This window comes from Sphaerotilus uruguayifluvii (assembly GCF_013294065.1).
Classification (GTDB): Bacteria; Pseudomonadota; Gammaproteobacteria; order Burkholderiales; family Burkholderiaceae_C; genus Sphaerotilus; species Sphaerotilus uruguayifluvii.
Genome location: NZ_JABSNM010000026.1, coordinates 1 through 21,949 on the forward strand (window position 1 = coordinate 1; position 21,949 = coordinate 21,949).

Below are 21,949 nucleotides of genomic sequence, written 5' to 3' on the forward strand. Positions count from 1 at the left end.
CTCGGCCCCTTCATGAACGGCTACTGGGGCTCGAAGGCCTATGTGCTGCCGCCCGAGGCCAACCTGATGGCGGTGACCCACTACCTGGAGGCGCTCGACCTGCAGAAGGAATGGGTCAAGGTCCACACCATCTTCGGCGGCAAGAACCCGCACCCGAACTACCTGGTCGGCGGCATGCCCTGCGCGATCAACATCGACGGCCTGGGGGCCTCGGGCGCGCCGATCAACATGGAGCGCCTGAACTTCGTCGAGGCCCGCATCCGGGAGATGATCGAGTTCAACAACAACGTCTACATCCCGGACGTGCTGGCGATCGGCACGATCTACAAGCAGGCCGGCTGGCTGCATGGCGGCGGCCTGAGCGCCACCAACGTGGCCGACTACGGCACCTACGAGAAGGTGCCCTACGACCACGCCACGCACCAGCTGCCCGGCGGCGTGATCCTGAACGGCAACTGGGACGAGATCCTGCCGATCGATCCTCGCGACCCCGAGCAGGTGCAGGAGTTCGTGACCCACAGCTGGTACCAGTACGCCGACGAGACCCGGGGCCTGCATCCCTGGGATGGCGTGACCGAGCCGAACTACAGGCCCGAGGGACCGAAGTTCAAAGGCACGCGCACCCACATCGAGCAGCTCGACGAGTCGGCCAAGTACTCGTGGATCAAGTCGCCGCGCTGGCGTGGCCACGCGGTCGAGGTCGGCCCGCTGTCGCGCTACATCCTGGCCTATGCGCACGCATCCAAGGGCAACAAGCACTGCCAGCGTCCGAAGGAGCAGGTGGACCTTGCGGCCCGCATGATCAACAGCGACCTCCCCAAGGCGCTGGGTCTGCCCGAGACGCAGTACACGCTCAAGCAGCTGCTGCCGACCACCATCGGCCGCACGCTGGCGCGCGCACTCGAGAGCCAGTACTGCAGCGAGATGATGCACGACGACTTCAAGGAACTCGTCGCCAACATCAGGGCCGGCGACACCGCCACCGCCAACATCGAGAAGTGGGACCCGAGCACCTGGCCGAAGGAGGCCAAGGGCGTGGGAACCGTCGCCGCGCCGCGCGGCATGCTCGGCCACTGGATCCGCATCAAGGACGGCAGGATCGAGAACTACCAGTGCGTGGTGCCGACGACATGGAACGGCTCGCCACGCGACGCCAAGGGCCAGATCGGCGCCTTCGAGGCCTCGCTGCTGAACACCCCGATGGTCAACCCGGAGCAGCCGGTCGAGATCCTGCGCACCCTGCACAGCTTCGACCCCTGCCTGGCCTGCTCGACGCACGTCATGAGCCCCGACGGCCAGGAAATGACCAGCGTGAAGGTGCGTTGACGGGAGGAGTGCCCGGGCTCGGTCGCGCGGATCCCCGGCGCCGGGTCAGTCCTTGAAGGTCCGGTAGCCGGAGACCATGGTGCTGACCATGCTCTGGCGGCTCGTGATCTCTTCCCGGATCGCCGCATAGATGTGCAGCATGATGAAGATGATCGTGGCCCACATGCCCATGTGATGCCAGGTATGCACGTCCTGCGACTGCCCCATCAGCGTGATGACCCAGCCGAACAGCTGCTCGTACCAGGCGCCGGGCTGCTGCCCTTCCGAGTACATGGCGAAGCCGGAGAGCATCATGAACACCGACACGGCCATGTAGACGAAGAACATCGACACCCGCGCCAGCGGGTTGTGGCCGATGAACTGTGCAGGGCGATCCACGACGAAGGCGTACCACAGGAACATCGCCCAGACGTCCTTCCAGTACTCCAGCTGGAACAGCGGCACCCAGAACAGCTCCTTCGAGTAGATGTTGCCCACGCAGGCCCAGTACACCCGGCCGAGGAAGCCCACGCCCATGAGGTAGCCGGCCGTGAAATGCGCGAAGCGGATGTAGCCCATCATGTAATGGTCGCTGGCCTCGCCCATCGGCGTGGGCAGAGGCCTGGCGATCAGATAGCCCGTGATGATCAGGACGACGATGGACAAGGCATTGACCCAGTGCCAGATGCGCACCGGCAGCTCGTAGACGTAGACCGACCTGACGGTGGCTCCGGCCTGGATGACCGAGAGGTCGTCGCGCAGCGCATCTTCCCTGGCGTGCGAAGGATCCGTCTTCACGGAGGAGGTCATGTCGGTCTCCCTAGGCGGCCACGCGGGACTGGAAGACCGACACGGTCTGCACCAACTCGTCCGCCTGCGACTTCAAGCTCCCCGCCGCCGCCGCCATCTGCTCGACCATGGCGGCGTTCTGCTGGGTGGCCTGATCCATCTGCGACATCACGCCGCCCATCTCCACGACCTCGGAGGCCTGGCGGCGGCTGCTCTCGCTGAGTTCGCTCATGATCTGGGTGACACGGGTCACCGACTGCGTGATCTCGCGCATCGTCGTGTCGGCCCGGTCCATCAGCGAGGAGCCGTGCTCGGCACGCTCCACGCTTTCTCCGATGAGCGCGCGGATCTCTCTTGCGGCTTCGGCCGAACGGCTGGCCAAGATGCGGACCTCGGACGCGACGACCGCGAAGCCGCGGCCCTGCTCGCCGGCCCGCGCGGCTTCGACCGCCGCATTCAGCGCCAGGATGTTGGTCTGGAAGGCGATGCCGTCGATCATGCCGATGATGTCGGCGATCCTGGTCGAGCTCTCGGCGATGCCCTTCATGGTGTCGATCACCTCGGTGATCACGGCGCCGCCGTCGCCGGCCACGCGGCTGGCGGTCTGCGCCAGGTCGTTGGCCTGACAGGCGTTGTCATCGGCATGGCGGGCCGTGCGGGCCAGATCGGTCATGCCGGCGTTCGCGCGCTGCAGGTTGGCGGCCGTGGTCTCGGTGCGTGCGCTCAGGTCCTGGTTGCCCGCGGCAATCTCCGCACAGGCCACATGGATGCGATGGGCTCCGCTGCGCAGCAGCGAGACCACCGCGTCCATCTTGTGGAGCGTGTTCTTGAGCGTGCGTCCAGCAGGCGTGCGCACCGCCACGTCCGAGACGTCCAGCGCGATGCTTTCACCCTGGTTGACCTGGGCCACCAGCAACTGAAGCTCCTCGCCTTCGGCGGCCATGCGGGCCATGCCGCGCGCCAGCACCACCTCGGCGAAGCCCTGGGCCCCCAGCAGCAGCGCATGCAGCACGATGCGCCAGAAGCTCGGCTTTTCCAGACAGAACACCGGCCAGCCGGCCGCCTGCATGCGGTCGATCGCAAACTGATAGACGATGAACAGCACCGTCGCCATCACGATGGGTCGCCAGTCCCGGTACACCAGCAGCAGCGCCAGCAGCAGGCAGGCGCCGGAGTGGAACTCGGCCATCCCCCGGGAGAGATGGATGTGCAGGGTGACGAACGTGACCATCACGAACGTCAGGATCATTCGGCTGGCGAATGATCCTCGGCTCATCGAGTAGCCCAGTCCCGTCACGGCCAGCAAGGCCAGCGTCGAGAGAATCGCCGCTCTGGGCTCGATGAACTGCCCCCCGAGGATGACGGCCACCACGGCGCTGATGCCGATGGCGATCAGCAGAGTCTTGTCGCCAAGAACGCCCAGGGACGGTTTCTGGTCAGGAACGTACGTGTAGGCCATGGAGTGCTCGATGAGGACGACAAGCTGACGCTCCCGCACCTCCACCCTTTTCTCGAATCTGCTGGATGAGCCGACCCGAGAAAAAACGTGATCAGGAGAACCGACGCAGATAATCAACGCAATCGGGGTAATTATATTTTTGTCGACGAAACGCAATTACCGAAGTACACCCGCAACGGCACTCTTATCTCGAAACCGAAGCGCTTCGGATTTTGAAGCGGGCGGCCTCGAACCTTCGAGAGGACGGAAGCACAAGGAAGACGGCGGGGTTTTCGCCCGAGACCCGGGAACGCGCTGCGATCGAGCGCGTGCGGCAGGCCCGTCTGCGGGCCCGCGGCGAGAGGGAGGTCTGGCAACGGCGGCTGCGTGAGGGCCTGCCGCCGGGCTGCTCAGGAGCGCGTGTGAGCGCGCGCTCAGGCCTGCGGTGCGATCTGGCCGGCCAGCGGCGGCACCGGCAGCGCGACATCCGCGCACTGCGCGCGCCAGCGCAGCACATGGTCCATCACCACCAGCGCCAGCATCGCCTCGGCGATCGGCGTGGCACGGATGCCCACGCACGGGTCGTGACGGCCGAAGGTCTCGACCGTCGTCGGCTCGCCCGCCCGGTTGACCGAGGCCTTCGGCAGGCGGATCGAGCTGGTCGGCTTGATCGCGATCGAGACTTCCAGGTCCTGGCCGGTCGAGAGGCCGCCCAGCACGCCGCCGGCATGGTTGCTGGCGAAGCCGGCCGGCAGCATCTCGTCGCCGTGCTCGCTCCCTCGCTGCGTGACCACGCCGAAGCCGTCGCCGATCTCCACGCCCTTGACCGCGTTGATGCCCATCATCGCGTGCGCGATGTCGGCGTCGAGCTTGTCGAACAGCGGCTCGCCCAGACCGACCGGCACGCCGCGCGCCACCACCTTCAGCCGCGCCCCCACCGAGTCGCCGGACTTGCGCAGCGCGTCCATGTAGGCCTCGAGCTCGGCCACCTTGGCCTCGCCCGCCGGCGCGAAGAAGGGATTGACCGGGATCTGCGCCTCGTCCTCGAACGGGATCACCACGTCGCCGAGCTGGGTCATCCAGCCGGCGAAGGTGGTGCCGTGGCGCTGCTGCAGCCATTTCTTCGCCACCGCACCGGCGGCCACCATCGGCGCCGTCAGCCGCGCCGAAGAGCGCCCGCCACCGCGCGGATCGCGCAGGCCGTAGCGGCGCCAGTAGGTGTAGTCGGCGTGGCCGGGACGGAAGGTGTCGAGGATGTTGCCGTAGTCCTTGCTGCGCTGGTCGGTGTTGCGGATCAGCAGGCAGATCGGCGTGCCGGTCGTCTTGCCCTCGTAGACGCCGGAGAGGATCTCGACCGCGTCGGGCTCGTTGCGCTGCGTGACATGGCGGCTGGTGCCGGGGCGGCGGCGGTCCAGGTCGGGCTGGATGTCGGCCTCGGAGAGCTCGAGTCCCGGCGGGCAGCCGTCGATGACGCAGCCGATCGCCGGGCCGTGGCTCTCGCCGAAGTTGGTGACGCGGAACAGGAGGCCGAAGGTGCTGCCGGACATGGTGGGAGGACGCGCTCAGAGTTCGAGGAAATGGCGGCGATTGTAGGCGCCCGGTCCCTGCCGGCGGCGACGGCGCGAATTGTCCGGCGAATGCCCTGCTGCTCAGGACTTCCCCGGCCCCGTCGATGCCGAAAATCCACCCATCGTCACCAGGGACCCCCCATGAGCACGGCCTTCGACACCCCCACCGCGACCCGCTCCTCCTCCGGCGCCTCGAGCAAGTCCCAGCAGCGCGGACAGGATGCCGGCGGTGGCGCCAGCATGGCGCACCTGCGCGGCGAGTACCTGACCTTCCGCCTGGGCAACGAGGAATACGGCATCGACATCCTCAAGGTCCAGGAAATCCGCTCCTACGAGGCCCCGACGCGCATCGCCAATGCGGCGCCCTGCTTCAAGGGCGTGGTCAACCTGCGCGGCGTCATCGTGCCGATCGTCGACCTGCGGCTGAAGTTCGGCTGCGATTCGGCCGAATACAACAGCTTCACCGTCGTGATCGTGCTGAACATCAACGGCCGCGTCGTCGGTGCGGTGGTGGATTCGGTGTCGGACGTGCTGGAGCTGCCCGGCGAAGCCGTGCGGCCGACTCCGGACATGGACGCCAGCGTCGACACCCACTACATCACCGGCATCGCGAGCCTGCAGGAACGCATGCTGATCCTGCTCGACATCGAAGCCCTGATGGGCAGTTCCGACATGGGACTGACCGGATCGATGCTCGACATGTAACACCTTTCGGTTCCAGCCTCGAGTCAGTCAGACTCGTTCACAGCACGGTGTGTTAAGGGCACCGTGCTTTTTTTATGGCATGGTGAAGACCGTTACAAACAGTCACAAGCCATGACCTCACGCTCTCGCCACCGCTCATCGCCGACGATCAGGACCCGTCTGCTGCTGTGCGCGCTGCTGCCGCTTGGCCTGGCCACTGCCGCGGTTCTGGTGGCCCAGGGTCACTTCGGCAACTCGGACACACCGCTGGCCGGTGCCCTGCTGCTCGGGGCGCTGGGCTGCGCGATGGCCCTGGTGCATCTGCACGCACGGGAGATCAGCCGACCACTGCGGCAGGCCGAGAAGGCCCTTGAGGCGCTTCAGCGCGGCGACTACGACCACCGGGTGCCGGTGACGCGGCTCGACGAGAGCGGACGCGTGCTGCTGCGCATCCGCGAGCTGGGCGACTACCTGGCGGTGGTGCTGCCGACCGAGGAAGACGACGGGCCTGACGAGAGGCCGTCACCGGCGCCTCGTCAGGCCCGCGGGGGCGGCGCACCGGCCGCCCGTGCCGGACGTGCTGCTCAGGCGCGCGAGGCGGTCTCGTCGCTGCCGGCCTCGGCCGGCCAGTCGCGGATGTAGGCCTTGAGCATGCGGTTCTCGAAGTCCTGGCTGTCGACGACCGCCTTCGCGACGTCGTAGAACGAGATCACGCCCATCAGCGTGCGGGCGCTCATCACCGGCATGTAGCGCGCGTGGCGCTCGAGCATCATCCGGCGCACCTCGTCCATCTCGGTGCCCGGCGTGCAGGTCAGCGGATGATCGTCCATCACGCTGCGCACCATCATCGAGCCGACGCTGCCCTTGTTGCGCACCACGGCCTGCATGACCTCGCGGAAGGTGAGCATGCCGGCCAGGTCGCCATGCTCCATGACGACCAGCGAGCCGATGTCGTTCTCGGCCATCACGGTGATCGCGTCGGCCAGAGGCTGGTCCGGGGTGACGGTGAAGAGCGTGTTTCCCTTGACACGCAGGATGTCGCTGACTTTCATGGGGGAGCCCTTGGCTTGGAGTTGTCGGATTCGGGACGCGCGAAACGGCGGTGTTGCGCCAATATAGCCCACAACGTGCACAAGTTCACCCCGAGGAGACACGCCCCATGCCGCCCGTGCCGCAGATGACCGACACCATCCTCCGCCCCTTCACCGTGAACGGTCGCCGGCTGCTCGCGCTGACCGGCGCCGCTCCGGTCGGCCCGGACGCGCACTGCGTCGTGTTCGTGCATGGCGCGCTGAACGACCACGGCGTCTGGTCCGGTGCCGTCGAGGACTGCCTGCGGCAGGGACAGGCGGTCCTGGCTCCGGACCTGCCCGGCCATGGCGGCAGCGAGGGTCCGGCCGACACCGACGTCGCCGCGATGGCCGGCACGCTGGTCGCGCTGCTGCAGGCCGCCGGCCTCGCGCGGGTCACGCTGGTCGGCCACAGCATGGGCTCGCTGATCGCGCTGGACGCGGCGGCACGGCTGGCGGACAGCGGCGAGGCGCCGCGGGTGGAACGCCTGGTGATGGTCGGCACCGCGTTTCCGATGCGGGTCGCGCCAGCGCTGCTGCAGCAGGCGGGCGAGGCGCCGCTCGAAGCGATCGGGCTGATCGCCTCGCTGTCGCATGCGGGCGAGGCCGCGGGCCTGCCGGCGCGGCAGCAGGCCGGCGTCGAGCGCATGCACCGCGTGCTGGACGGCTGCCCGCCAGCCTGGCTGCCCGAGGGCTCCCGCACGCTGCTCGAGCTCGACCTGGCGGCCTGCGACCGCCATGAGGGCGCGCCCGCCGCGATGCAGCGCCTGATGCAGGCGCCGGCGCGGCCGCGCTGCCACCTGATCTGCGCCGAGCAGGACCGCATGACGCCGGTGCGCCGCACCGGGCTGCTGCTCGAGGGCCTGCAGGCGCGGCTGCACCTGCTGCCGCAGGCCGGTCACACGATGATGGAGGACGATCCGGCCGGCTTCGCCGCGGCGCTGCAGGCGGCGCTGGGCGACGACGCCGGCTGACGCGCAGGCACGCCGGCTCAGGTCGCCGCCGCGGCGCGCCGGGCTTTCATCTCGCGCCGCAGCGCGACCGCGTCGACGGAGGCCGGCGACGCACCGCCCCGCGCGTCCAGCCGGAACACCGCGACCGCCTCGGTGACGACCTGGGCCTGCACGGTGACCGACTCCGCGGCCGAGGACAGCTCGTCGACCAGCGCGGCGTTCTTCTGCGTCAGCTGGTCCATGTGGGAGACGGCCTCGTTGATCTGCGAGATGCCGTTGAGCTGCTCGGAGGTGCCGGCGCTGATGCCGGCCACCAGCTCGCTCATGCGATGCACCGCCGACTGTGCCTCCTCCATCGTGCTGCAGGCCCGGTGCGTCTGCTCCGAGCCGGCCTCGACCTTCAGGCCCGCGTCCTCGATCAGGTCCTTGATCTCGCGCGCGGCCATCGAGGTGCGCTGGGCCAGCTGGCGCACCTCGCCGGCGACGACGCCGAAGCCGCGCCCCTGCTCGCCGGCCCGCGCCGCCTCGACGGCCGCGTTGAGCGCCAGCAGGTTGGTCTGCAGCGCGATGCCGTCGATGACCTGCGTGATCTCGCGGATGCGCTGCGAGGCGTCGGCGATCGCGCTCATCGTCGAGGACATCTCGCGCACGGCCTCGGTGCTGCGCGCGGTCACGTCGGCGGCCTGGCGCGCCACGTCGGCCACGTCGCGGGCGGTGTCGGCGCTGTGGCGGACCGTCTCGGTGATCTCGGCCATCGAGGCCGAGGTCTGCTCGAGGCTGGACGCCTGCGACTCGGTGCGTTCGGCCAGATTGCGGTTGCCGTCGGCCAGTTCGTTCGAGGTGTGCCGCAGCTGCTCGACGCCGGCGCGGGTGTCGCCGACGATGGCCAGCAGGTTGACCGAGAGCTGGTTGAGCGCACGCTCGAGCCGGCCGCTCAGTCCGCCGCCGCTGGCGGGCAGCCGGCCGGTCAGGTCGCCGGCGGCGAGCCGGTTGGCAAAGCGCAGCAGCCGGCGCAGCGGCTGGCCGCTCTGGCGCCGGATCAGGGCCGCCACGCCCAGCACGCTGGCGGTCGACAGCAGCGCCGCGCCCGCGGCGGATGCCGATCCTGGCCAGCTCGCCATCATCCAGGCCGAGCCCCAGCCGCCCAGCGTGGCCAGCAGGCACAGCGCCTGCACCCGCCAGTGCCCTTCCCCGTTCAGCCGCTCGCCCAGGCGGGCCAGCGCCCCCTGCGGCGCCAGCCGGCCGGCCTTCAGGCGCGGCCCGCCCCCGCCCTGGCGGGCGGCCTCGCGCATCGTCTGGTAGAGCGCCTCGGCCGCACTGACCTGCTGGCGATCCGGGACGGTGCGCACCGACATGTAGCCGACCGGCCGGTCGCCATCGAGCAGCGGGGTGACATTGGCCATCACCCAGTAGTGGTCGCCGTTCTTGCGCCGGTTCTTCACCAGCCCCGACCAGGGCTCGCCCGCCTCGATGGTCTGCCACATGTCGCGGAAGGCCTCCTCCGGCATGTCGGGGTGTCGGATCATGTTGTGCGGCTGACCGAGCAGCTCCTCCCGGGCATAGCCGCTGACCTCGATGAAGGCCGGGTTGCAGTAGAGGATCCGCCCCTGCAGATCGGTGGTCGAGACCAGCGCCTGTCCGGCAGGAAAGGGGTATTCCCGCTGGGTGACCGGCAAGTTGGTGCGCATGCAGTTTTCCTTCCCTCGGACTGCCTGATTGGGGGAACGACAGGAACACGTGCCTCGCGCGACAACGCGAGAACTGCGCAAGACTAGAGGGTGCCGGCCAGGATCGAAACCACAAAAACCGCCCGGCCTCCGGCCTTGCTTCGATTCAGGTCGGCGCGAATTCAGCCAACGGAATCAGCCGCCTCGCCCCGACCTTCGCCCGGGTCGGGGCCCAGCGCATCGGCCAGATTCAGCAGGGCCAGGCCGGTGTGCCGCTTCAGCGGGGCGAGCAGCCCGTCGTCGGCGAGCAGCAGCCGCTCGACCAGCGGCGCCAGCGGCGTGACCTGCGGGTCGACCAGCAGCACATGGCGCGGCTCGCCCGGCTCGGCCAGCAGGGCGCACCAGTCCAGCCGCTGCAGCACCTCCAGCACCGGCTCGGCCTGCAGCGGATCCAGGCGCAGCCGCGTGCACAGCGGCAGCAGCGCCAGGCCGCGCTCCGGGCCGCGGCGGGCGCGGTCGAGCTCGCCCAGCAGCTCCAGCGCCAGCGTGAAGCGCCAGCCCGGCCGGTGCTCGCGGCGCACCACCCGGCGGTCCAGGCTCGGCGCGTAGGCGGCGATCACCGCGCCCAGCAGCACGATGACCCAGCCGAGATAGATCCACACCAGCAGGATCGGCAGCGTCGCGAAGGCGCCGTAGATGGTCGCGTAGGTCGAGGTCAGGCCGAGATACCAGGCCAGCAGCCGCTTGGCGATCTCCAGCGCGACCGCGACGAAGCAGCCGCCCGCCAGCGCATGGCGCCAGCGCACCTGCGTGAAGGGCACGAAGCGGAACAGCGTCGCCATGCCGCCGGCCATCATGCCCAGCTCGAGCAGCCCCAGCAGCAGCGACACGCCCCCGGGCAGGGTCTCGACGACGCCGCGCGAGGCGCTCAGCGCGTAGGAGGTCAGCGACAGGCTGAAGCCCAGCATCAGCGGCCCGAGCGTCGCCGTCGTCCAGTAGACGAGCACGCGCCGGGCCAGCGGACGCGGCTGGCGCACCCGCCAGATGCCGTTGAGCGCGCGGTCGATGGTCAGCAGCAGCGCGATCGCGGTGAAGACCAGCACGACGAGGCCGACCGCGCCGACCCGGGTGGCCTTCAGCGAGAACAGCGTCAGCTGCTGCAGCACCGGCCGCGCGATCGCGTCGGGCACCAGGTTCTGCAGGAAATAGGTCTCCAGCGCACGCCGGAAGCTGGCGAACATCGGAAAGACGGTGAAGATCGCGAACGCGACCGTCAGCAGCGGCACCAGCGAGACGGTGGTGGTGAAGGTCAGGCTGCCGGCGATCACGCCGAGGCGATCCTCGCGGAAGCGCTGCAGCAGCGCGGCCAGGGTCTCGCGCCACGGCGGGTGGGCCGCGGATCGGGAAAATGTCATGCCGGCTATCATGCCAAAGCCCTGCGGCCCCGCCGATCACCCGAGATGAAGAACGACACTCCCGCTCCCGACGATGTTCCCCGTGCCCCGACCGCGCCGGTGCGCCACAGCCGCTGGACGGCGCTGGCTCTGGCGCTGGCGCTGATCGCGCATGGCCTGCTCTGGGAGCTGCTGATCGCACCGACCGGCCGCGGCACGCTGGCGCTGAAGGTGCTGCCGCTGCTGCTGGCCCTGCCCGGCCTGTGGCGCATGCGCCTGTACACCTACCGCTGGCTGAGCCTGGCGGTCTGGCTCTACGCCGCCGAGGGAGGCGTGCGGGTCCTGGGCGAGCGCGCTCCGGCCGGCCCGGCGCTGGCGCTGTCGGAGATCGTGCTGGCCGTGCTGCTGTTCGCGGCCTGCGCCTGGCATGTGCGTGCCCGGCTGGCAGCCGGTCGCCTGCAGGTCGCAGAGAAGGCGGCCGAGCCCGCCGCATGAGCCTGGACACCTCGCAGTTCCTCGCGCATCTCGCCGCTCGGATCGGTGCGGCGCAGGTGCTGCGCGAGGGCGATCTGTCGGCCTGGACGGTGGACTGGCGCCGGCGCTGGCCGGGCCGCGCGCTGGCGGTGGCCCGGCCCGGCACGACCGAGGAGGTCGCGCAGGTGATGCGCCTGTGCGCCGAGCACCGCGTCGCGGTCGTGCCGCAGGGCGGCAACACCGGCCTGGTCGGCGCCTCGGTGCCCGACGCCAGCGGCACGCAGCTGCTGCTGAGCCTGCGCCGGCTCGAGCGGGTGCGCGCGATCGATGCTGCCAACCTGACGATGACGGTCGAGGCCGGCTGCGTGCTGCAGGCCGCGCAGCAGGCCGCCGAGGCCGAAGGGCTGTGGCTGCCGCTGAGCCTGGCCTCGGAGGGCAGCTGCACCGTCGGCGGCAACCTGGCGACCAACGCCGGCGGCACCCAGGTGCTGCGCCACGGCAATGCACGCGAGCTGTGCCTGGGGCTGGAGGTGGTGACGCCGGCCGGCGAGATCTGGGACGGGCTGTCCGGCCTGCGCAAGGACAACACCGGCTACGACCTGCGCCATCTCTACATCGGCAGCGAGGGCACGCTGGGCGTGATCACCGCCGCGGTCATGAAGCTGCAGCCCCAGCCGGCGGCCACCCGCACCGCGCTGGCGGCCTGCGACTCGCTCGAGGCCTGCGTGGCGCTGCTGCGCCTGGCGCGCGGCCAGGCGGGCGATGCGCTGACCGGCTTCGAGGTGATCGGCCGGCATGCGCTGTCGCTGGTGGCACGGCATTTCCCGCAGATCGCGCAGCCGCTGCCGGCCTGCGCCTGGACGGTGCTGCTGGAACTCTCCGACAGCGAGGGCGAGGCCCATGCGCAGGGCCTGCTCGAGGCGCTGCTGGCGCGCGCGCTGGCGGCCGGCACGATCGGCGACGCGGCGGTGGCGCAGTCGCTGGCGCAGTCGCGCGCGATGTGGCAGCTGCGCGAGTCGGTGTCGGCGGCGCAGTCGGCCGAGGGCCTCAACATCAAGCACGACATCGGGCTGCCGGTGTCGGCGATTCCCGAGTTCGTGGCCCGCACGGACGCGGCGCTGCGCGCGCGCTGGCCCGGCGTGCGCCCGGTCACCTTCGGCCACCTCGGCGACGGCAACCTGCACTACAACGTGCAGGCCCCCGAGGGCGAGGATCCGAAGCGCTTCCTGGCCGAGCAGGAGGAAGCGGTCAACGCGCTGGTGCACGACGCGGTGCAGGCACACCGTGGCACGATCTCGGCCGAGCACGGCATCGGCCGGCTCAAGCGCGACGAGCTGCAGCGGCGCAAGTCGCCGGTGGCGCTGGCGCTGATGCGCTCGATCAAGCAGGCACTGGACCCGGACGGCCGGATGAACCCGGACCGGATGCTGCCGGTGGCGGGGCCGCCGGCCTGACGGCTACTGCAGCGGCCCCTTCAGGCCCTCGGGCACCGACAGCGCGAAGACCTCGATGCCCTCCTCGCGCAGCTCGCGGCGCTCCTCGGGCGTGGCCTGACCGCGGATGCCGCGGGTCTCGGCATCGCCGTGGTGGATGCGCCGCGCCTCCTCGGCGAAGCGGCTGCCGACGTCCTCGGTGTGCGCGAGCACATGACGCACGGCCTGCAGGAAGATCGCCTCGGCCTGCTGCTGCTCCGGCGTCGGCGCCGGCGCGGGATGCGAGGCCGGCGCGACGGCGGGCCGGGATGCGGGCGCCCTGCCCTCGGTGCGGGACGAGGAGGCCGAGGTCGAGGTCGACAGGTTGAGTCGGGGAGCCGAGGGCAGGCGCACCACCTCGGCCGTGCCGCACAGCGGACAGCTCAGCAGGCCGCGCGCGCACTGGGACTGATAGTCCTCCTCGGACCCGAACCAGCCCTCGAAGCCGTGTCCGGCCACGCACTGCAGATCGAATACTTTCATGGCAGCGGAATTATCGGACCGCGCCCCAGTCGTCCGCGCTCTTCCAGCTCAAGTCCCAGCGGCCGGCGCGCCATTGCTGGATCCACAGCAGCGCGATCATCGTCTTGGCGTCGGTCACCTCGCCGTCGCGGATCCAGTCGGAGAGCTGCTGCTCGCTGGCGGCGAAGACGTCGAGGAACTCGCCCTCGTCGAGCCGGCGCTCGCCGACCGTCAGGCCGCGCGCGAACCAGATCTCGATGCGCTCGTCGGAATAGGCGATCGCGTTGCGCAGCTCGCCGGCGCAGGCCCACTCGGTCGCGGTGCAGCCGGTCTCCTCGAAGAGCTCGCGCACGCCGCAGGTGATGCCGGCCTCGCCGGCATCGATCTTGCCCGCGGGGAACTCGATGAAGGCGCGGTGGTGCGGATAGCGGTACTGGCGCTCGAGCAGCAGGCGGCCGTCGTCGAGGATCGGCACCACCATGACCGCGCCCGGGTGGACGATGTATTCGCGGTAGGAGGCCGAGCCGTCAGGCAGCCGCACCTCGTCGTGCATCACCTGCAGGAAGCGGCCCGAATGGGCCAGCGTCGAGCTCAGGCGCTGCTCGCGCAGGTGGTCGTCGCCCTCGGGCAGGTCGGCAAGCTCGGGCAGCATGGGATCGGTCGGTTGACGGCGGCGCCGGGAAGGATCAGCGATGGCGGCGCAGGTAGCGCCAGACGAAGCCCGGAAAGGCCAGCGTCAGCATCATGCACAGCAGCACCGCGTAGAACTGCCAGCCCTGCGGCGCAGCCTGGCTGCCGCTGGCCTCCAGCGCCCGGCCGATGCCGATCACCACGCCGGTGTAGAGCATCAGCTCGACCAGCCGCCACGCGACGCCCTTGGGCTCGCGCCGCGGGCCGAAAGCAAAAAGCCGTTCGTTGAGGAACGGCAGGTTGGCCAGCACTGCCGCAAGCAGCAGCACCAGCCACACGGAGGCGGAGGAAATCACCTCTGGGTCACCTCGGTCGACACGCGGCTCAGGTCGCCAGCGCCTTGACGATGGCCTGCGCGCAGACCGTCATCAGGCCGCCGGGCACGATGCCCAGCACCAGCACCGCCGCGCCGTTGAGCGACAGCACCGCACGCGCGCCACCGGCGGTGACGATCGCGCTGCTGTCCTTCGGCTCGTCGAAGTACATGACCTTGACGACGCGGATGTAGTAGAAGGCGCCGATCAGCGACATCACCACCGCGAAGATCGCCAGCTGCAGCAGCACCGGGTCGTTGGTCGAGACCAGCGCCTGCAGCACCGCGAGCTTGGCGTAGAAGCCGACCATCGGCGGCACGCCCGCCAGCGAGAACATGAAGATGGCCATCACGGCCGCCAGCATCGGGCTGCGCTTGTGCAGGCCGGCCAGGTCGGCGATCTCCTCGGCCTCGAAGCCGTCGCGCGCCATCAGCATGATCAGGCCGAAGGTGCCCAGCGTCGTGACCACGTAGGTCAGGATGTAGAACATCGCCGAGCTGTAGGCGTTGGCGGCCGACAGCGTGTTGCCGTTGACCACGCCCGAGATCAGGCCGAGCAGCAGGAAGCCCATCTGCGCGATGGTCGAGTAGGCCAGCATGCGCTTGAGGTTGGTCTGCGCGATCGCCGCCAGGTTGCCCACCGCCAGCGAGCACACCGCCAGCACGCCCAGCATCTGCTGCCAGTCCACCGCGAGGCCCAGCATGCCGTCGACCAGCAGGCGCATGGCCATGCCGAACGAGGCGATCTTCGGCGCGCCGGCGATCAGCAGCGTCGCGGCCGTCGGTGCGCCCTGGTAGACGTCCGGCACCCACATGTGGAAGGGCACGGCGCCGAGCTTGAAGGCCAGGCCGGAGACGATGAACACCAGACCGAAGGTCAGCACCTGGCGGTTGGCCTCGCCCTTGGCGATGACCTGGAAGACCTGGCCGATGTCGAGCGTGCCGGTCGCCCCGTACAGCATCGACATGCCGTACAGCAGGAAGCCGGAAGCCATCGCGCCGAGCACGAAGTACTTCATCGCCGCCTCGGTCGACTGGGCATGGTCGCGGCGCAGCGCCACCAGCGCGTACAGCGACAGGCTCATCAGCTCCAGGCCGAGGTACAGCATCAGGAAGTTGTTGCCCGACACCATCACCGAGATGCCCAGCAGCGACAGCAGGCTCAGGGTGTAGAGCTCGCCCTTGAGCATGTCGCGGCTCTCGGCATAGGGGCGCGCGTAGACCAGCGTGACGCCGACGGCGATCACCGCGAACAGGGCCAGCAGATGGCCCATCGGGTCGGAGACCACCATGCGGTTCATCGCATAGTAGGTCTGCCCGTCGTTCAGGTAGACCCAGTGCATCGCGCCGACGGCAGCCAGCGACAGCAGAGACAGCAGGTGCGTCGGGGTGCGCTTCGGATCGGTGACGAAGAGGTCGGCCAGCGCGACCACGCAGGCCATCACCAGCAGGAGGATCTCGGGATACACCGCGAGCCAGTTCATTGCAGTCATGGGGTGCAGCGCTCCGTGATCACAGTTTCGAGACGCCGACGTGGCGGATCAGCTCGGTCACCGAGACATGCATCACGTCGGTGAAGGGCTTCGGATACAGGCCCATCACCAGCGTGCAGATCGCCAGGACCGCCAGGATCGTGAATTCGCGGGCGTTGATGTCGGTGAGTTCGCGGACGTGGTCGTTGGTGACGTCACCGAAGTAGACGCGCTTGACCATCCACAGCGTGTAGGCGGCGCCGAAGATCAGCGCGGTGGCCGACAGCAGGCCGATCCAGAAGTTGTACTTCACGCCACCCAGGATGACCATCCACTCTCCGATGAAGCCGGCCGTGCCCGGCAGACCGCAGTTGGCCATGCCGAAGAACACCGCGAAGGCCGCGAACTTGGGCATCACGTTGACGACGCCGCCGTAGCTGGCGATCTCGCGGGAGTGCACGCGGTCGTACAGCACGCCGATCGAGAAGAACATCGCGCCCGACACGAAGCCGTGGCTGATCATCTGCACCAGGCCGCCGGAGATGCCCAGCTCGCTGAAGTAGAAGAAGCCCAGCGTGACGAAGCCCATGTGGGCGATCGACGAGTACGCCACCAGCTTCTTCATGTCGTGCTGGACCAGCGCGACCAGACCGATGTAGATCACGGCGATCAGCGACATCGTGATGATCAGCCAGGACCAGTGGTGCGACGCGTCCGGAGCGATCGGCAGCGAGAAGCGCAGGAAGCCGTAGCAGCCCAGCTTCAGCATGATCGCGGCCAGCACCATCGAGCCGCCGGTGGGCGCCTCGACGTGGGCGTCCGGCAGCCAGGTGTGCACCGGCCACATCGGCACCTTCACCGCGAAGGCGGCCAGGAAGGCGAAGAAGATCAGCGTCTGCACGTCCATCGGCAGCGGCAGCTTGTGCCACGCCAGGATGTCGAAGCTGCCGCCCGACTTGTAGTACAGGTAGACCAGCGCGATCAGCGTCAGCAGCGAGCCCGCCAGCGTGTACAGGAAGAACTTGATCGCGGCGTAGACGCGGCGCGGACCGCCCCAGATGCCGATGAGGATGTACATCGGGATCAGGGTCGCCTCGAAGAAGATGTAGAACAGCAGGCCGTCGACCGCCGAGAACACGCCGACCGTCAGGCCGGACATGATCAGGAAGGCGCCCAGGTACTGGTGCGGGCGGTCGGTGATGACCTCCCAGCCCGCGCCCACCACCAGCACGGTGATGAAGGCGGTCAGCAGCACGAACCAGACGGAGATGCCGTCGACGCCGAGGTGGTAGTTGACGTTGAAGCGCGGGATCCAGCTGATCTTCTCGACGAACTGCATCGCGGCAGTGCTCGTGTCGAAGCCGGTGATCAGCGGAATCGTCACCAGGAAGCTGATGATCGAGCCCGCCAGCGCGATCCAGCGCGAGGTGCCGGGCTGGTCGTCACGGCCGATGGCCAGCAGGATCACGCCGAAGAGGATCGGGATCCAGATCGCAAGGGAGAGGTATGCCATGTTCTGATGCCTCCCCGCTCAGCGCTGCAGCCAGACGAACCACGTCATCAGCGCGAAGACGCCGACGAGCATGACCAGTGCGTAGTGGTAGATGTAGCCGGTCTGGAACAGCCGGACCAGCGAACCGATCCAGCCGACCAGGCGAGCCGACCCGTTGACGGCGGCGCCGTCGATCAGGGTCACGTCACCCACCTTCCACAGGCCACGGCCCAGCAGGCGCGCACCAGCGGCGAAGATGTGCTCGTTGATCCAGTCCATGTAGTACTTGTTTTCCATCAGCGTCACCAGCGGAGCCAGCGAGCGCGCGAAGAACGCGGGCACGGCCGGAACCAGCATGTAGAACACGAAGGCCGTCACGACGCCGCCCAGGGCCAGCCAGAACGGCAGCGTGGACACGGCGTGCATCGCCATCGCCGCGGCGCCATGGAACTCGCTCGCCAGTTCCTCCATCGCCGGATGGCGGTGCAGGTCGACGAAGATCGCGTCCTTCAGGAAGTCGCCGTACAGCATCGGCTGGATCGTCAGGTAGCCGATCACGACCGAGGGGATCGCCAGCAGCAGCAGCGGCACCGTCACCACCCACGGCGACTCGTGCGGCGTGTGCGCATGGCCGTGGCCGTGCTCGTCGTCGTCGTGATGGTCGTGCTCGCCGGGGAAGGGCTTGTGATGGAAGTGTTCCTTGCCGTGGAAGACCAGGAAGTACATCCGGAACGAGTAGAAGGCCGTCACGAAGACGCCGATGATCGCCGCGGCGTGCGCGATCGGCGCGGCCGGCAGGTGGCTGGCGGCCAGCGCCTCGATGATCGAGTCCTTCGAGTAGAAGCCCGAGAAGAACGGCGTGCCGATCAGCGCGAGCGAGCCCAGCAGCGACGTGATCCAGGTGATGGGCATGTACTTGCGCAGGCCGCCCATGTTGCGGATGTCCTGGTCATGGTGCATGCCCATGATCACCGAGCCGGCGCCCAGGAACAGCAGCGCCTTGAAGAACGCGTGCGTCATCAGGTGGAACACCGCGACCGAGTAGGCCGAGGCGCCCAGCGCGATCGTCATGTAGCCGAGCTGCGACAGCGTCGAGTAGGCGACCACGCGCTTGATGTCGTTCTGGATGATGCCCAGGAAGCCCATGAACAGCGCGGTGATCGAGCCGATGACCAGGATGAAGTTCAGCGCGGTGTCCGACAGCTCGAACAGCGGCGACATGCGCGTCACCATGAAGATGCCGGCCGTCACCATGGTCGCCGCGTGGATCAGCGCCGAGATCGGGGTCGGGCCTTCCATCGAGTCCGGCAGCCAGACGTGCAGCGGGAACTGCGCCGACTTGCCCATCGCGCCGATGAACAGGCAGATGCAGGTCACGGTGATCAGCATCCACGGCTCGCCGCCGAAGGGGTTGGCGAAGCCGAGCTTGGCGTACTCGTCCGCCTTGCCGAACACTTCGGTGTAGTTCAGCGAGCCGGTGTAGCCGACGATCAGGCCGATGCCCAGGATGAAGCCGAAGTCGCCGACCCGGTTGACCAGGAAGGCCTTCATGTTGGCGAAGATCGCCGTCGGCTTCTTGAACCAGAAGCCGATCAGCAGGTACGACACCAGGCCCACCGCTTCCCAGCCGAAGAACAGCTGCAGGAAGTTGTTGCTCATGACCAGCATGAGCATCGAGAAGGTGAACAGCGAGATGTAGCTGAAGAAGCGCTGGTAGCCGGGGTCCTCTTCCATGTAGCCGATGGTGTACAGGTGCACCATCAGCGACACGAAGGTCACCACGCACATCATCATCGCGGTCAGACCGTCGATCATGAAGCCGACTTCCATCTTCAGGTCGCCCAGCACCATCCACTCGTAGACGGTCTGGTTGAAGCGGGCGCCGCCGATCACGTCGACGAGCGTCATCGCCGACAGGATGAAGGCGACGAGCACGCCGAGGATGGTCGCGACATGCGCGCCGGCGCGGCCGACGGCCTTGCCGAAGAAGCCGGCGATGATGGCGCCCGCCAGGGGCGCCAGCGGCACCGCCAGCAGGGTCGATTGCGAGAGCTGAGACATTTTCTGGTTTTCCCCTTGGCGTCAGCCCTTCAGCGAATCGAGCTCGTCGACGTTGATCGTCGAGCGGTTGCGGAACAGCACGACCAGGATGGCCAGACCGATCGCGGACTCGGCCGCGGCCACCGTCAGGATGAAGAACACGAAGACCTGGCCGGCCATGTCACCCAGGTAGTGGGAGAAGGCCACGAAGTTCAGGTTGACCGACAGCAGCATCAGCTCGATGGCCATCAGCAGCACGATCAGGTTCTTGCGGTTCAGGAAGATGCCGATCACCGACAGCGCGAACAGGATCGCGCCCAGCGTCAGATAGTGTCCGAGGGTGATCATGCCTTTCCTTTCGCGGCGTCAGCGGCCGGTGCGGTCGCGGCGGCGGCAGGCTGCGACGGCAGCTCGCGCACGGCGTCCATCTTGACGATGCGCAGGCGGTCGGCCTTCTTCGCCTTGACCTGCTCCGACGGGTTCTGCCCACGCACGTCCTTGCGGCGACGCAGCGTCAGCGCGATCGCGGCGATGATCGCCACGAGCAGCAGCACCGCGGCCAGTTCCAGCGGGTAGAGGTAGTCGGTGTAGATCTCGATGCCCAGCAGCTTGGTGTTGGGCATGCCGGCGGCGCCTTCCATCGGCTTCGGGCTCGGCATGTTGAAGCCGCGCTGCAGCACCCAGGCCATCTCGAGCGCGATGATCACGCCGACCAGGCCGGCGACCGGGAAATGCTTCCAGAAACCCTGACGCAGCACGTCGAGATTGATGTCGAGCATCATCACGACGAAGAGGAACAGCACCATGACGGCGCCGACGTACACCAGGACGAGGGAGATCGCGAGGAACTCGGCGTGCAGCATCATCCAGACGCACGAGGCGCTGAAGAAGGCCAGCACGAGGAACAGCGCCGAATGCACCGGGCTGCGGGCCGTGATGACGCGGAAGCCCGCGAACAGCAGCACGGCGGAGAAGACGTAGAAGAGCGCGGTATTGGTATCCATGTCGATGTCGGGTACTCGGTGGCGCAGGCCGAGACCCGCCGTGGCCGTCATCGTGACGGCATCGGCGAGTCTGGACGGAAAGGCTTACCGGTACTTGGCGTCCGCCTCCTTGTTGGCTGCAATCTCTTTCTCGTAGCGATCACCGACGGCCAGCAGCATGTCCTTCGTGAAGTACAGGTCGCCGCGCTTCTCGCCGTGGTATTCGAAGATGTGCGTCTCGACGATCGAGTCGACCGGGCAGCTCTCTTCGCAGAAACCGCAGAAGATGCACTTGGTCAGGTCGATGTCGTAGCGCGTCGTGCGGCGGCTGCCGTCGTCGGCGCGCTCGCCGGCCTCGATCGTGATGGCCATCGCCGGGCAGACCGCCTCGCACAGCTTGCAGGCGATGCAGCGCTCCTCGCCGTTCTCGTAGCGACGCAGCGCATGCAGGCCGCGGAAGCGCGGACTCAGCGGGGTCTTCTCCTCCGGGAACTGGACGGTGACCGTTTTCTGGAAGAAGTGACGTCCCGTCAGCTTCATTCCCTTGAGCAGCTCCAGCAGCATGAAGCTGGAGACAAAATCCTTGACAGCAGACACGGTGTGCTTCCTTGCTGGCTCGATTTACTTCCAGATGTTCAGCGGCGACTGGATCCACAGACCCACCACCAGCAGCCACACCAGCGTGACCGGAATGAAGATCTTCCAGCCCAGGCGCATGATCTGGTCATAGCGGTAGCGCGGGAAGGTCGCGCGGACCCACAGGAACATGGTCACGACGCAGAAGGTCTTGATGCCCAGCCAGATCCAGCCCGGGATGAAGGACAGGAAGCCCAGCGGAGCATCCCAGCCGCCCAGGAACATCAGCACGGCCAGCATCGACACCAGGATCATGTTGGCGTACTCGGCCAGGAAGAACATCGCGAACGACATGCCCGAGTACTCGATCATGTGACCGGCGACGATTTCCGCCTCGCCTTCCACCACGTCGAACGGGTGGCGGTTGGTCTCGGCCAGACCCGAGATGAAGTAGACGATGAAGATCGGCAGCAGCGGCAGCCAATTCCAGGACAGGAAGTTCAGGCCCATCGAGGCGAACTGGCCCTTGGTCTGGCTGACGACGATGTCGCTCATGTTCAGGCTGCCGGCGACCATCAGCACGACGACGAAGCAGAAGCCCATCGCGATCTCGTAGCTGACCATCTGCGCCGAGGCGCGCATCGCGCCCAGGAAGGCGTACTTCGAGTTGGAGGCCCAGCCGGCGATGATCACGCCGTAGACTTCCATCGAGGTGATCGCCATCAGGAACAGCAGGCCGGCGTTGACGTTCGACAGCGCCACTTCCGGACCGAAGGGCACGACCGCCCAGGCGGCCAGCGCCGGCATGATCGTCATGATCGGGCCGAGGAAGAACAGGCCCTTGTTCGCCGCCGTCGGGGCGATGATCTCCTTGAAGATCAGCTTGACCGCATCGGCGATCGGGGTCAGCAGACCCATCGGACCGACGCGGTTCGGGCCCGGACGCACCTGGGTGCGACCGATGGCCTTGCGCTCCCACAGCGTCAGGTAGGCCACGCAGCCCAGCAGCGGCAGCAGCACCGCGACGATCTTCAGCAGGGTCCAGACGACAGGCCACGCACCTCCCAGGGTCGCGGCGCCGGTGGTTTGCAGGGTATCCAGCATCAT

22 protein-coding genes are annotated in these 21,949 nt (G+C 68.1%); 6 read left to right on the forward strand and 16 right to left on the reverse strand.

The window, feature by feature from the left end:
• The coding region (locus HNQ01_RS20140; RefSeq protein WP_173807308.1) for a nickel-dependent hydrogenase large subunit at positions 1-1,326 on the forward strand (1,326 nt) is incomplete at its 5' end.
• Positions 1,327-1,371: 45 nt separating this feature from the next.
• Here the strand turns inward: HNQ01_RS20140 and cybH are convergent.
• The 3 genes from cybH to aroC form a co-directional block, all read right to left on the reverse strand.
• A complete protein-coding gene (gene cybH / locus HNQ01_RS20145) occupies positions 1,372-2,115 on the reverse strand; it encodes a Ni/Fe-hydrogenase, b-type cytochrome subunit (protein WP_173807309.1) in 744 nt (247 codons plus the stop codon).
• 10 nt (positions 2,116-2,125) lie between these two features.
• Complete coding sequence (locus HNQ01_RS20150) at positions 2,126-3,709, reverse strand: methyl-accepting chemotaxis protein (protein WP_286181023.1); 1,584 nt, start codon at positions 3,707-3,709, stop codon at positions 2,126-2,128.
• Positions 3,710-3,966: 257 nt separating this feature from the next.
• Positions 3,967-5,079 carry a chorismate synthase gene (aroC, locus tag HNQ01_RS20155; RefSeq protein ID WP_173807310.1) on the reverse strand — a complete coding sequence of 371 codons (1,113 nt, stop codon included), beginning with the start codon at positions 5,077-5,079 and terminating at the stop codon, positions 3,967-3,969.
• Between the two features lie 162 nt (positions 5,080-5,241).
• Here aroC and HNQ01_RS20160 point away from each other — a divergent pair, with 162 nt between their 5' ends.
• Both HNQ01_RS20160 and HNQ01_RS20165 read left to right on the forward strand, forming a co-directional pair.
• Entirely contained in the window at positions 5,242-5,805 is a 564-nt protein-coding gene (locus tag HNQ01_RS20160; RefSeq protein ID WP_173807311.1) for a chemotaxis protein CheW, read from the forward strand.
• A gap of 111 nt (positions 5,806-5,916) precedes the next feature.
• A complete protein-coding gene (locus HNQ01_RS20165; protein ID WP_173807312.1) occupies positions 5,917-6,426 on the forward strand; it encodes a HAMP domain-containing protein in 510 nt (169 codons plus the stop codon).
• Here the strand turns inward: HNQ01_RS20165 and HNQ01_RS20170 are convergent.
• Complete coding sequence (locus HNQ01_RS20170; RefSeq protein ID WP_173807313.1) at positions 6,369-6,836, reverse strand: CBS domain-containing protein; 468 nt, start codon at positions 6,834-6,836, stop codon at positions 6,369-6,371. The genes HNQ01_RS20165 and HNQ01_RS20170 overlap by 58 nt on opposite strands.
• A gap of 107 nt (positions 6,837-6,943) precedes the next feature.
• On the opposite strand from HNQ01_RS20170, the gene HNQ01_RS20175 reads away from it, so the two are divergent.
• Entirely contained in the window at positions 6,944-7,828 is an 885-nt protein-coding gene (locus HNQ01_RS20175) for an alpha/beta fold hydrolase (RefSeq protein ID WP_173807314.1), read from the forward strand.
• A gap of 17 nt (positions 7,829-7,845) precedes the next feature.
• On the opposite strand, the gene HNQ01_RS20180 is transcribed toward HNQ01_RS20175, so the two are convergent.
• Together HNQ01_RS20180 and HNQ01_RS20185 are read right to left on the reverse strand one after the other, a co-directional pair.
• A complete protein-coding gene (locus HNQ01_RS20180) occupies positions 7,846-9,495 on the reverse strand; it encodes a methyl-accepting chemotaxis protein (protein WP_173807315.1) in 1,650 nt (549 codons plus the stop codon).
• 161 nt (positions 9,496-9,656) lie between these two features.
• Positions 9,657-10,889 (reverse strand): YihY family inner membrane protein, encoded by a 1,233-nt coding sequence (locus tag HNQ01_RS20185; RefSeq protein ID WP_286181026.1) that lies wholly within the window; start codon positions 10,887-10,889, stop codon positions 9,657-9,659.
• 45 nt (positions 10,890-10,934) lie between these two features.
• Between HNQ01_RS20185 and HNQ01_RS20190 the strand changes: the two genes are divergently transcribed.
• Together HNQ01_RS20190 and HNQ01_RS20195 are read left to right on the forward strand one after the other, a co-directional pair.
• On the forward strand, positions 10,935-11,363 hold the full coding sequence (locus tag HNQ01_RS20190) for a DUF2069 domain-containing protein (RefSeq protein ID WP_173807317.1): 429 nt from the start codon (positions 10,935-10,937) through the stop codon (positions 11,361-11,363).
• Positions 11,360-12,796, forward strand: a complete 1,437-nt coding sequence (locus tag HNQ01_RS20195) for an FAD-binding oxidoreductase (RefSeq protein ID WP_173807318.1) — start codon at positions 11,360-11,362, stop codon at positions 12,794-12,796. The genes HNQ01_RS20190 and HNQ01_RS20195 overlap by 4 nt, the downstream gene beginning before the upstream one ends.
• Positions 12,797-12,799: 3 nt before the next feature.
• Here the strand turns inward: HNQ01_RS20195 and HNQ01_RS20200 are convergent, their stop codons facing one another.
• From HNQ01_RS20200 to nuoH, 10 genes are all read right to left on the reverse strand, one after another.
• Positions 12,800-13,297, reverse strand: a complete 498-nt coding sequence (locus HNQ01_RS20200) for a DUF1178 family protein (RefSeq protein WP_173807319.1) — start codon at positions 13,295-13,297, stop codon at positions 12,800-12,802.
• A gap of 10 nt (positions 13,298-13,307) precedes the next feature.
• On the reverse strand, positions 13,308-13,928 hold the full coding sequence (locus HNQ01_RS20205; protein WP_173807320.1) for an NUDIX domain-containing protein: 621 nt from the start codon (positions 13,926-13,928) through the stop codon (positions 13,308-13,310).
• Positions 13,929-13,962: 34 nt separating this feature from the next.
• Positions 13,963-14,262, reverse strand: a complete 300-nt coding sequence (locus HNQ01_RS20210) for a DUF2818 family protein (RefSeq protein ID WP_173807321.1) — start codon at positions 14,260-14,262, stop codon at positions 13,963-13,965.
• Positions 14,263-14,290: 28 nt separating this feature from the next.
• Complete coding sequence (gene nuoN, locus HNQ01_RS20215; RefSeq protein WP_173807322.1) at positions 14,291-15,772, reverse strand: NADH-quinone oxidoreductase subunit NuoN; 1,482 nt, start codon at positions 15,770-15,772, stop codon at positions 14,291-14,293.
• A gap of 19 nt (positions 15,773-15,791) precedes the next feature.
• Positions 15,792-17,264, reverse strand: a complete 1,473-nt coding sequence (locus tag HNQ01_RS20220; protein WP_173807323.1) for an NADH-quinone oxidoreductase subunit M — start codon at positions 17,262-17,264, stop codon at positions 15,792-15,794.
• An 18-nt stretch (positions 17,265-17,282) separates the two neighbouring features.
• Positions 17,283-19,304: an NADH-quinone oxidoreductase subunit L gene (nuoL, locus tag HNQ01_RS20225; RefSeq protein ID WP_173807324.1), complete on the reverse strand. Its 2,022-nt coding sequence runs from the start codon at positions 19,302-19,304 to the stop codon at positions 17,283-17,285.
• Between the two features lie 21 nt (positions 19,305-19,325).
• Entirely contained in the window at positions 19,326-19,631 is a 306-nt protein-coding gene (gene nuoK / locus HNQ01_RS20230) for an NADH-quinone oxidoreductase subunit NuoK (RefSeq protein ID WP_037482719.1), read from the reverse strand.
• Positions 19,628-20,287, reverse strand: coding sequence for an NADH-quinone oxidoreductase subunit J (locus tag HNQ01_RS20235; RefSeq protein ID WP_173807325.1), 660 nt, complete (start codon positions 20,285-20,287; stop codon positions 19,628-19,630). The genes nuoK and HNQ01_RS20235 overlap by 4 nt, the downstream gene beginning before the upstream one ends.
• Before the next feature lie 84 nt (positions 20,288-20,371).
• Positions 20,372-20,863 (reverse strand): NADH-quinone oxidoreductase subunit NuoI, encoded by a 492-nt coding sequence (gene nuoI / locus HNQ01_RS20240; RefSeq protein ID WP_353621747.1) that lies wholly within the window; start codon positions 20,861-20,863, stop codon positions 20,372-20,374.
• A 24-nt stretch (positions 20,864-20,887) separates the two neighbouring features.
• Positions 20,888-21,946 (reverse strand): NADH-quinone oxidoreductase subunit NuoH, encoded by a 1,059-nt coding sequence (gene nuoH, locus HNQ01_RS20245; protein ID WP_173807326.1) that lies wholly within the window; start codon positions 21,944-21,946, stop codon positions 20,888-20,890.
• Positions 21,947-21,949 lie beyond the last annotated feature (3 nt).

Bases quoted from the DNA above. Each gene is read 5' to 3' on its own strand.
- cybH (WP_173807309.1), bottom strand. From the start codon at position 2,115: ATGACCTCCTCCGTGAAGACGGATCCTTCGCACGCCAGGGAAGATGCG.
- aroC (WP_173807310.1), bottom strand. From the start codon at position 5,079: ATGTCCGGCAGCACCTTCGGCCTCCTGTTCCGCGTCACCAACTTCGGC.
- HNQ01_RS20160 (WP_173807311.1), top strand. From the start codon at position 5,242: ATGAGCACGGCCTTCGACACCCCCACCGCGACCCGCTCCTCCTCCGGC.
- HNQ01_RS20165 (WP_173807312.1), top strand. From the start codon at position 5,917: ATGACCTCACGCTCTCGCCACCGCTCATCGCCGACGATCAGGACCCGT.
- HNQ01_RS20170 (WP_173807313.1), bottom strand. From the start codon at position 6,836: ATGAAAGTCAGCGACATCCTGCGTGTCAAGGGAAACACGCTCTTCACC.
- HNQ01_RS20175 (WP_173807314.1), top strand. From the start codon at position 6,944: ATGCCGCCCGTGCCGCAGATGACCGACACCATCCTCCGCCCCTTCACC.
- HNQ01_RS20180 (WP_173807315.1), bottom strand. From the start codon at position 9,495: ATGCGCACCAACTTGCCGGTCACCCAGCGGGAATACCCCTTTCCTGCC.
- HNQ01_RS20185 (WP_286181026.1), bottom strand. From the start codon at position 10,889: ATGACATTTTCCCGATCCGCGGCCCACCCGCCGTGGCGCGAGACCCTG.
- HNQ01_RS20190 (WP_173807317.1), top strand. From the start codon at position 10,935: ATGAAGAACGACACTCCCGCTCCCGACGATGTTCCCCGTGCCCCGACC.
- HNQ01_RS20195 (WP_173807318.1), top strand. From the start codon at position 11,360: ATGAGCCTGGACACCTCGCAGTTCCTCGCGCATCTCGCCGCTCGGATC.
- HNQ01_RS20200 (WP_173807319.1), bottom strand. From the start codon at position 13,297: ATGAAAGTATTCGATCTGCAGTGCGTGGCCGGACACGGCTTCGAGGGC.
- HNQ01_RS20205 (WP_173807320.1), bottom strand. From the start codon at position 13,928: ATGCTGCCCGAGCTTGCCGACCTGCCCGAGGGCGACGACCACCTGCGC.
- nuoN (WP_173807322.1), bottom strand. From the start codon at position 15,772: ATGACTGCAATGAACTGGCTCGCGGTGTATCCCGAGATCCTCCTGCTG.
- HNQ01_RS20220 (WP_173807323.1), bottom strand. From the start codon at position 17,264: ATGGCATACCTCTCCCTTGCGATCTGGATCCCGATCCTCTTCGGCGTG.
- nuoL (WP_173807324.1), bottom strand. From the start codon at position 19,304: ATGTCTCAGCTCTCGCAATCGACCCTGCTGGCGGTGCCGCTGGCGCCC.
- nuoK (WP_037482719.1), bottom strand. From the start codon at position 19,631: ATGATCACCCTCGGACACTATCTGACGCTGGGCGCGATCCTGTTCGCG.
- HNQ01_RS20235 (WP_173807325.1), bottom strand. From the start codon at position 20,287: ATGGATACCAATACCGCGCTCTTCTACGTCTTCTCCGCCGTGCTGCTG.
- nuoH (WP_173807326.1), bottom strand. From the start codon at position 21,946: ATGCTGGATACCCTGCAAACCACCGGCGCCGCGACCCTGGGAGGTGCG.